At 70.6% G+C, this 8964-nt stretch carries 10 protein-coding genes; 7 read left to right on the top strand and 3 right to left on the bottom strand.

All coding sequences use genetic code 11. The features are described 5' to 3' along the window. The first annotated feature begins 100 nt into the window (after positions 1-100). The 4 genes from GWK61_RS50210 (at position 101) to msrB (ending at position 3847) form a co-directional block, all read left to right on the top strand. Positions 101-847: a LuxR C-terminal-related transcriptional regulator gene (locus tag GWK61_RS50210; RefSeq protein ID WP_194920968.1), complete on the top strand. Its 747-nt coding sequence runs from the start codon at positions 101-103 to the stop codon at positions 845-847. A gap of 116 nt (positions 848-963) precedes the next feature. Continuing rightward, the gene (locus GWK61_RS50205) at positions 964-1686 is read left to right on the top strand and encodes a response regulator (protein ID WP_228564292.1); all 723 of its coding nucleotides are present in this window, start codon (positions 964-966) and stop codon (positions 1684-1686) included. Between the two features lie 24 nt (positions 1687-1710). Then, positions 1711-3237, top strand: coding sequence for a polysaccharide biosynthesis protein (locus tag GWK61_RS50200; protein ID WP_194920967.1), 1527 nt, complete (start codon positions 1711-1713; stop codon positions 3235-3237). A gap of 175 nt (positions 3238-3412) precedes the next feature. Then, positions 3413-3847: a peptide-methionine (R)-S-oxide reductase MsrB gene (msrB, locus tag GWK61_RS50195; RefSeq protein WP_194920966.1), complete on the top strand. Its 435-nt coding sequence runs from the start codon at positions 3413-3415 to the stop codon at positions 3845-3847. Positions 3848-3883: 36 nt separating this feature from the next. On the opposite strand, the gene GWK61_RS50190 is transcribed toward msrB, so the two are convergent. Then, the gene (locus tag GWK61_RS50190) at positions 3884-5101 is read right to left on the bottom strand and encodes a D-alanyl-D-alanine carboxypeptidase family protein (protein ID WP_194920965.1); all 1218 of its coding nucleotides are present in this window, start codon (positions 5099-5101) and stop codon (positions 3884-3886) included. Between the two features lie 243 nt (positions 5102-5344). Then, positions 5345-6520, bottom strand: a complete 1176-nt coding sequence (locus GWK61_RS50185; protein WP_194920964.1) for an acyl-CoA dehydrogenase family protein — start codon at positions 6518-6520, stop codon at positions 5345-5347. A gap of 49 nt (positions 6521-6569) precedes the next feature. On the opposite strand from GWK61_RS50185, the gene GWK61_RS50180 reads away from it, so the two are divergent. Next, positions 6570-7703 carry a CaiB/BaiF CoA transferase family protein gene (locus GWK61_RS50180; RefSeq protein WP_228564291.1) on the top strand — a complete coding sequence of 378 codons (1134 nt, stop codon included), beginning with the start codon at positions 6570-6572 and terminating at the stop codon, positions 7701-7703. A gap of 19 nt (positions 7704-7722) precedes the next feature. Here GWK61_RS50180 and GWK61_RS50175 read toward each other — a convergent pair whose 3' ends face one another. Continuing rightward, positions 7723-8379 (bottom strand): GntR family transcriptional regulator, encoded by a 657-nt coding sequence (locus tag GWK61_RS50175; protein WP_194920959.1) that lies wholly within the window; start codon positions 8377-8379, stop codon positions 7723-7725. A 114-nt stretch (positions 8380-8493) separates the two neighbouring features. Between GWK61_RS50175 and GWK61_RS50170 the strand changes: the two genes are divergently transcribed. Continuing rightward, positions 8494-8799: a type II toxin-antitoxin system Phd/YefM family antitoxin gene (locus GWK61_RS50170; protein WP_323748131.1), complete on the top strand. Its 306-nt coding sequence runs from the start codon at positions 8494-8496 to the stop codon at positions 8797-8799. Then, complete coding sequence (locus tag GWK61_RS50165) at positions 8796-8957, top strand: hypothetical protein (RefSeq protein ID WP_194920957.1); 162 nt, start codon at positions 8796-8798, stop codon at positions 8955-8957. Before GWK61_RS50170 ends, GWK61_RS50165 begins: the two co-directional genes overlap by 4 nt. Positions 8958-8964: the final 7 nt, after the last annotated feature.

Below are 8964 nucleotides of genomic sequence, written 5' to 3'. Positions count from 1 at the left end.
CCTCCCAGGCGAACCTGACCCACCCCCCGCGCATCCCCGCCTCGGCGCTGCAGCCGGTCGCCTCGGTCCAGCTCTCCCTGCTCCCAGGAGGCGCTTTCTGATGCCCGCCAGGATCGTGCTCTGCGACGACCACACCCTGCTCACCGAGTCCCTGGCCGCCTCGCTGGCCGCCAAGGGCTACCAGGTCGAGGCCGTGACCTCGAGCCCGGCGCAGGGGCTGGCCGCCGTGGCGTCCCTGGATCCGGACATCCTGATGCTGGACGTGCACTTCCCGATGACGGTCTCGGCACGCGCCGCCGCCTCGCCGCTGGCGACCGCCGGCGAGCAGGCGTTCCCGGTGTCGCGGCCGAACAGCCGGATGGTCACCGCTGGTCTGGAGCTGGCGCGGGCCGTGCTGGAGCGGCATCCGCGCACCAAGGTGTTGATGGTCTCGGCGACCGACGATCCGGCGATCGTCAGTGCCGCCCTGGACCTCGGCGTGTCCGGTTTCACGCGCAAGGACCAGCGGATCGACGGCATCGTGCAGATCCTGGAGCGGGTCGCGGCCGGCGAGGTCGCGGTGGATCCCGAGTTGTTGCGCGCGGCGGTTCGACATCTCAAGGCTCCGGACGTCGACCAGGCCGAGCGCACGCTCCGCTACCTGACCCCGCGCGAGCGCGAGGTACTACGCCGCATCGTCGAGGGCGAGTCCACCAAGCAGATCGCCCGCGCCATGGACATCGCGCAGTCCACGGCCCGTACGCACGTGCAGAACGTGCTGGTCAAGCTGGGTGCGCACTCGCGCGTCGAGGCCTCGGCCATCGTGGCCCGGGTCGGCGCGGTCGACCGCCTCGGCGCCACGCAGTGACCGCCGGGTCCGGGATGCCCGGGCCCGTCTAGACAAGCGTCTACGTCATTTGGAGTATCGGCGGCTCCACACCATGGTGGTGGGCGCCGCACCGCCGGCTTGCAAGGATGGGGAGCATGCTTGACGCCTCCACGATCGGACTCGAGGAACGCCTCGAGGAGCGCCTCGACGTCACGGGCCTCGGGGAGGTCCGAATCCTTGTCGTCGACGACCACCGCACCTTCGCCGAGGCCCTGGCCTCGCGCCTGCGTGCCGAGCCCGGGTTCGGGGTGGCCGCCACCACCTCCATCGACGGCGCCCGCCGGCTGATCGACGAACGCCGGCCGGACGTGGTCCTGCTCGACGTGGACCTCGACGGCCGCGACGGCATCCGCTTCGCCGCCGAGATCCGGGCCGGCCACGCCGACGTCCGCATCGTCATGGTCACCGCCGGCGAGGAGGAGAAGCGGGTCGCCGAGGCGGTCCGCGGCGGCGTGAACGCCTGGGTCGCCAAGGACGGCTCCGTGGAGCACCTGCTCCAGGTGGTCCGCGGCGTCCTGCGCGACGAGACGCACATCCCGCCCCGCCTGCTGACCTACGTCCTGAGCGACCTGATGGCCGCCGAACAGGAGCGCAACGAGCACGAGACCCTGGTCGGCGCGCTCACCCCGCGCGAGCGCGAGGTGCTGCAGTGCATGGTCTCGGGCATGACCCGCGCCTCCATCGCCCAGCACCTGTTCCTGTCGCCCAACACGGTCCGCACGCATATGCAGAACGTCCTGGGCAAGCTCGGCGTACACTCCACGCTGGCCGCCGTGGCGGTGGCCCGACGCGCCGGAATCGGGGAAGACCCCCGCTGACGGCGCCAGGCACCGCGAGGAACGATGACCGGACAGGCCGAGGCACCATGGGACGGGTCGCAGGGACCCGTCTCCTGGATCCGGCCACCCGCCGTACTGCGCACGCTGGTCGTCGGCGCCGGACGGGCCGGCCGGGCGCTGGCCCGGGACCTGCGCGGCGCTGCGGGCTCGCACGGCGCCGAGGGCTGTGAGCTGCGGCCGATCGGCTTCGTGGACGATGCCCGCGACCCCTTCGCCAACCGAGACGCGCTGCCCGAACTCGCCCTGCCCCTCCTCGGCACCCTCGCGGAACTGGCGCACCTCGTAGCCGAGCACGAGGCCGAAGCCGTACTGCTGGCCATCCCCGGCCTGCCGACCGCGCGGATCCGCGAACTGACCACCGCGGCGATCGGCGCGGGAGCCGTCGTCCGGTACCTGCCCTGGCACGCCGCCTACCTGCCCCGAGAAGCGGCAACCTCCGACCTGCGTCCCCTGGACATCAGGGCACTGATCGACGGCCCGGAACCACACGTGGTCTCCCCGGAGGTCAAGGAGATCGTCACCGGCAAGCGGATCCTGGTCACCGGCGCCGCCGGCGCTCTCGGCGCCGAGCTCAGCCGCCACCTGCACGCCTTCAACCCCGGCGAACTCTTCCTCCTCGACGGCGACGAATCCGCCCTGCACCGCCTCCGCCCGGACCTGTACGCCACGCTGCTGACCGCGGACCTCTCCGACCGCGACCAGACCGACCGCACCTTCCGCGACCTCCGCCCCGAGGTGGTCTTCCACGCCGCCGGACTCAGGCAGGCATCGGTCCTGGAGCGCCGCCCGAGCCTGGGCGTGAGGGCGAACGTCCTGAGCACCGACAACCTGGCTCGCGCGGCGGCCAGACACGGCACAGAGCGCTTCGTACGGATCTCGACCGACGCGGATCCGGCATCGATGCTCGGCGCCTCCCAGCGAGCGGCTGAGGCCGTCATCCGCGCCGCCGCGGCCAAGAATGCGAAGAAGCACACGAGCACCGTCTTCACCGCCGTCCGCATCGGCGACGCCCTCGACGCCCACGACTCACTCCTGACCGTCCTGGCCGACCAGATCCGCGCCGGCGGCCCGGTGACCATCACGCACCCGGACGCGACGCGCAGCTTCGCAACCGTCGAGGAAGCCGTCGCCCTGGCGCTGGAAGCCGCACGCGCGGCCACCGGCGGCGAGGTCCACACCCTCGACCTCGGCGAGCCGACGCGGATCGCCGACGTGGTCGCACGCTTCACGCGCCAGTACAAGCTGCCCGAAGTACCGATCCGCTACGTCGGGTCACGCCCGCAGGGAAACCCCCGCCGCGCCGAACACACAGAACCCACCGAACCCACGCAGCCCGCCGACGACGCCGATCTCCCAGACCGCCTGGACAAGCTGTACAAGGCCGCCGAGAAGAACCGGGACCCGAAAGTACGGCAGATGCTGGCGAAACTAGCGAAGCAGGGTCCCGATCCCGCGCAGATTCCGATGCCCCACAACGGGGAGACGACCGCTTTCCGCCGACCGCCTCCCCCTCAGGCATTCGACGCCTGATTCGCCGCAGTGCGTATCACCAAGCCCTGCGGCGAATACGAGTTCGTACATGCATTCGCCCTGTTCGCGACGCTACCCGGCGGTTTGCCGAAAACCACTCTCAGGAGCAGGCCGCCGACGGTAGCGCATCTCCAAAACCCTGGCGCCCGCGCGTCACATGAGTAGGCTCGACTACATGGTGTACAAGGTCGAGCGCACCGAGGCAGAGTGGCGGCAGCATCTGGGACCGGCCGCCTACAAGACCCTGCGCGAGTTCGGAACCGAGAACCCGTGGTCCGGCGATTACGTCGAGAACGACAACACGGGCATCTACCTGTGCCGAGGCTGCGACACCGCGCTGTTCGGCTCGCAGTCCAAGTTCAACGCCGAGTGCGGCTGGGCCGCCTTCTCCGGCCCGATCACCGACGACCTCATCGAGACCCACGAGGACCGCTCGCAGGGCATGCTGCGCACCGAGATCCGCTGCGCCACCTGCGGATCGCACCTCGGCTACCTGTTCCAGGACGCGCCCGAGGAACTCGGCGGGTGGCGCTACTGCGTCAACTCGATCGGGTTGTTCCTGCGTGAGTCGGCGTCGGCGGCGGCGTCTTCATCCGCGTCGGCGTCCTGAGCCGCACAAGCCAAGCACCTCACAAGCCAAGCCGCCTCACCGCTGCTTGCGCTGCTTCCACAACACCCGCGCGCGCAACGCCACGACCGAGCACACCAGGAACCCGAGCACGTAGAGCAACGTCTCGAACGCGTCGCCCAGCACCGTGGAGCCGCCCCGCTTGTGCGGCGACGAGGCGGCGGCAGCCGACGTCGGGATGCTCCCGTCGGCCCCCGTCAGCACATCGCGCTTCTTCGCGTGCAGCGCGTCCGGCGGCGGCAGCGTCTCGTCCGGAACGGTCGACTTCTGCAACGGATCCGGCGGCGCCAGCTGGTCCACCCCGGCCGCGGTCGCCGGCACCGCGAAGCCCCAGTCGAGCAGCTTCGCCGTCTGCTGATAGATGTCGATGCCGGCGTCGAACACCGAGACCACGAGCGTGCGGCCGTTGCGCTGCGCGGCACCGACGAAGGTGTGGTGCGCCAGCGACGTGTAGCCGTTCTTCACCCCGATCATGCCCGGGTACTTGCCGAGCAGCCGGTTCTCGTTGTCGATCTCGAACGTGGTGCCGTTGACCGACGGGAACTTGGCTCTTTCCATCGAGCAGTAGGCACGGAAACCCGGATCCTGAAGACCCGCCCGCGCCATCAGCGCCAGGTCGAAGGCGCTGGAGACCTGGCCGTCGGCGTCGTAGCCGTCGGCGTTGACCACGACCGTGTCGTTCGCGTGCAGCCGCTGCGCGGTCTGGCGCATCAGGTTCACGGTCTGCCCCTCGCCGCCGGCCATGACCGCCAGTGTGGCGATGGCGTCGTTGCCGGAACGCAGGAACACCCCGTTCCACAGATCGGACACCCGGTACGACAGCCCCGGCTTGATGCCGACCGCGCTCGCGCCGGGCTCGGTGGCGCCCAGCGCCGCGATGTCGCTGGGCACCGAGAGGTGGACCTGCGCCGGGTCCAGCCGGGGCATCAGCGCGAGCGCTGTCAGGATCTTGAGAGTCGAGGCGGGACGCAGCCGCTCGTGCGGGGCGCGCTCGGCCAGGATGGTGCCGGTGGCCTCGTCGGCCAGCACGAACGACCCGGCCTGGACGTCCGGCGGGATCGGCGGGGTCCCGGGACTGGTCACCGTCGGCCCGAGCGGCGTGGAGCTGGGAGACGGTGGCGTGGGCGTCGGAGCAGGAGCGGCCATCGCGCCACCGGCGCCGCCGACACCCCCGGCGACGAGCGCCGCGCACGACGCGGCGACAGTGACACTCCGACGAAGCAGTGACCCACGCATGCCTGCCGGGTTTCCAGCCGGCCGGCCCGGCCAAACCCCGGTCCCGCCAGACGCGTGACGCCGGCCGCCGACGCCGTCCCCCTCATCAGCCCTCGGTGGCTCGCTGCTCAGCACGTCCCACACACTATTCGGCGGACAGTGCCCGACCAAGCATCAGCGCCCTACAAGATCGAGTCCGGACACTCTCGCGTCGCGCTCCCACGACGCCCACACGAACGCCCAGACGAATGCCCACACGAACGCTCACGCGAACGCCGAAACCCCCGTCAGCGCCCGGCCGATCACCAGGCTGTGGATCTCGCTCGTACCCTCGTAGGTGAGCACGGACTCGAGGTTGTTGGCGTGCCGCAGCACCGGATACTCCAGCGTGATCCCGTTGGCGCCCAGGATGGTCCGGCACTCCCGCGCGATGGCCAGCGCCTCCCGCACGTTGTTCAGCTTGCCCAGGCTCACCTGCCGCGGGTCCAGCTTGCCGGCGTCCTTCAGCCGGCCCAGGTGCAGCGCCAGAAGCATGCCCTTGCCGAGCTCCAGCGCCATGTCGGCGAGCTTCTGCTGGGTGAGCTGGAAGCCGGCCAGCGGCCGTTCGAAGACCTCGCGGTCCAGCGAGTAGGCGATCGCCGCCTCCAGGCAGTCGCGGGCCGCGCCGAGCGCCCCGAACACGATGCCGAAGCGCGCCTCGTCCAGGCAGCCGAGCGGGCCGGACAAGCCAGCGGCCTCGGGCAGCACCGCGTCGGCCGGCAGCCGGACGTCCTGCAGCACCAGCTCGCTGGTGACGCTGGCGCGCAGCGAGAGCTTCTTCTTGATCTCCGGCGCGCTGAACCCGGGGGTGTCGGTGGGCACGACGAAGCCCCGGATCCCGTCCTCGGTCCCGGCCCACACCACGGCGACCTCGGCCACCGACCCGTTGGTGATCCACATCTTGGTGCCGTTGAGGACCCAGCCCTCGCCCTCGCGCTTGGCGGTGGTGCGCATCCCGGCCGGGTTGGAGCCGAAGTCGGGCTCGGTCAGCCCGAAGCAGCCGATCGCCTCGCCGGCGGCCATGCGCGGCAGCCAGGTCTGCTTCTGCTCCTCGGAGCCGTAGCGCCAGATCGCGAACATGGCCAGCGAACCCTGCACGGAGACCAGCGAGCGCAGGCCGGAGTCGACGGCCTCCAGCTCCATGCAGGCCAGGCCGTACGTCAGGGCGCTGGTCCCGGCGCAGCCGTAGCCGTGCAGGTGCATGCCGAGGACGCCGAGGGAGCCCAGGCCGCGGGCGATGTCGCGGACGGGCAGCGCTCCGGCTTCGAACCAGTCGGCGACGTGCGGGCGCAGTTCGCGGGTGCCGTAGGAGCGGACCAGGTCGCGCATCGCGCGCTCCTCGCCGTCCAGGAGGCCGTCGATCGCGAAGAGGTCGAGGGGGGACACAGGCTTCGAGGGCATGGGACCACTCCACCACAGAATGGATTTTGGATCCAGTATGGTGACCGCCATGAATCCCCCGCTGCACGGCGTCCTGGTCGCGGACTTCAGCCGGGTCCTGGCCGGCCCCTACGCGACCATGCTCCTGGCCGACCTCGGCGCGGACGTGGTGAAGGTGGAGCGTCCCGGCGGCGGCGACACCCGGGCCTGGGGCCCGCCGTTCGCCCCGGACGGGACGGCGACGTACTTCCAGAGCGTGAACCGCAACAAGCGCTCGATCGCGCTGGACCTGCGGTCGCCGCAGGACGTGGCGCTGGCGCAGGAGCTGATACGGCGCGCCGACGTGGTGGTGGAGAACTTCCTGCCGGGCACGATGGAGCGCCTGGGCCTGGGCTACGAACAGCTGCGGGAGCAGAGTCCGGGGATCGTCTACTGCTCGATCACCGGGTTCGGCGACGGCGCGGGCGCGACGCTCCCGGGCTACGACCTGCTGGTCCAGGCGGTCGGCGGGCTGATGAGCGTCACCGGCGAGCCGGGGCACCCGGCGAAGGCCGGCGTCGCGCTGGTGGACGTGATCACCGGGCTGCACGCGGCGTTCGGGATCCTGGCGGCGCTGCGGCACCGCGACGCCACCGGCGAGGGGCAGCGGGTGTCGGTGTCACTGCTGACGTCGCTGCTGTCGGGGATGGTGAACCACGCCTCGGCGTACCTGGCGGCCGACGTGGTGCCGCGCGCGATGGGGAACCGGCACCCGAGCATCGCGCCGTACGAGGTCTTCGACGCCGCCGACCGGCCTATGGTGATCGCCGCCGGGAACGACCGGCAATTCCACAGCCTGTGCACAGCGCTCGACGCCCCAACGCTCGCCGCCGACCCACGCTTCGCAACGAACACATCGCGGGTCGCGCACCGCGACGCGCTGATCGCGGAACTGAATCAGCGGCTGGCTGCCAGACCTGCGGAGGAGTGGTTCAGCACGTTGACGGAGGCCGGCGTGCCGTGCGGTCCGATCAACGACGTCGCCGACGCCTTCGCGCTCGCCGACCGGTTGGGACTAAACGCGGCTGTGGACGTCGGGGGCGTGCGGCAGACCACGTATCCGGTGCACTTCAGCGCGACGCCTGCCGCCTACCGGGCTGCGCCGCCCGCACTGGACGCCGATGGCAGCGCCATCCGGGAGTGGCTGACGCAGCCGCCGGCCTAACTCTCCAGCAGCCCTTGGCCTAACTCTCTATCTGTCCCGCCAACGTCTCCACCGCAGCCGCCCGATGCCGGTCGAACCACCGCACGGCACCCTCGGCGTCCCCGGCACGCAACGCCGCCAACGCGGCCCGATGCTCGGCCACGACGTGCCGCCGGTTCTCGTCGCCCGCGTAGTAGAGGGAGCGGTAGGCATCGGTGCTGTCCCACAGCGTGCCGATGATCCGGACCAGCCGCGGCATCCCCGCCGCCTCGAACAACGCGAAGTGGAAGCGCCGATTGGCCGCCGCCATCTCCGCGACGGCACCGTCCTCGGCAGCCCGCTCCACCTCAGCCTGCGCGGCCTCCAACCGCCCGAACACCGCATCGTCGAGCAAAAGCACCGCGGCACGCACCGCCTCGGCCTCAAGAATCTCCCGCAGCCGATACACCTCGCGCAGATCAGCCATCGACAACTCGACGACCCGATACCCCCGATGCGCTCGATAGGTGACAAGGCCCTCGCCCTCAAGCGTTTTCAAGGCCTCGCGCAACGGAACCCGGCTGACCTCCAACCGCTCGGCCAAAGCCTCCTGCCGAATGGCGGACCCCGGCACCAACTCCCCAGCCGTAATAGCCCGCCGCACCTCGGCCAACACGAACTGCTGCGCGGTCGGCGGCCGCGACCCCACCTCGGCCACAACGCCTCCCACCCTGAACTGCCCGGAACTGGATCCAAAACGGTAGCACGCAGGCGTGGGGTGGCTCGGTATTCGGCAGGCACCCAATGTGCCACTAAGTGAATTAATTACACTATGCCCATGATGACGGTAGGGATGACCGAGGCCCGCAGACAGCTGCGCGAACTGGCGGCTCGCGCCCGGCACGGCCACGAACGGATCGCGATCACCGACCACGGCCGGCCCACCGCTGTCCTCATCTCGCCCGAGGATGCCGAAGAGTACGCCCGCCTGGAGGCCGCCGAGATCGCCCGGGAGATCGCCGAGGCGAAGGCCGCCGCCGCCGCTTCCGGCAAACCGCCGGTTGTCATCGGCGACATGACGAACATGTCGTTCGAGGAATTCGACGCCATCGTCACCAAGGCGGCGCGCGACACATGACATACCGCGCGGTGCTGGCCGACATCGCCAACCATGCCCTCGCGACCTTGGGCGCCGACGACCACCGAGCCGTCTACACCTCGCTGCGCGAACTCGTGACCAATCCCCAACCGCAGCATGGCGACCATCCCGTGTGGAAGATCGGGACCGCCATCTAGCCTCTAC

This window comes from Catenulispora rubra, from assembly GCF_015356825.1.
Lineage (GTDB): Bacteria > Actinomycetota > Actinomycetes > Streptomycetales > Catenulisporaceae > Catenulispora > Catenulispora rubra.
The sequence above is the reverse complement of the archived record's forward strand: the minus strand, read 5'-3'. Positions and strand labels throughout refer to the sequence as shown.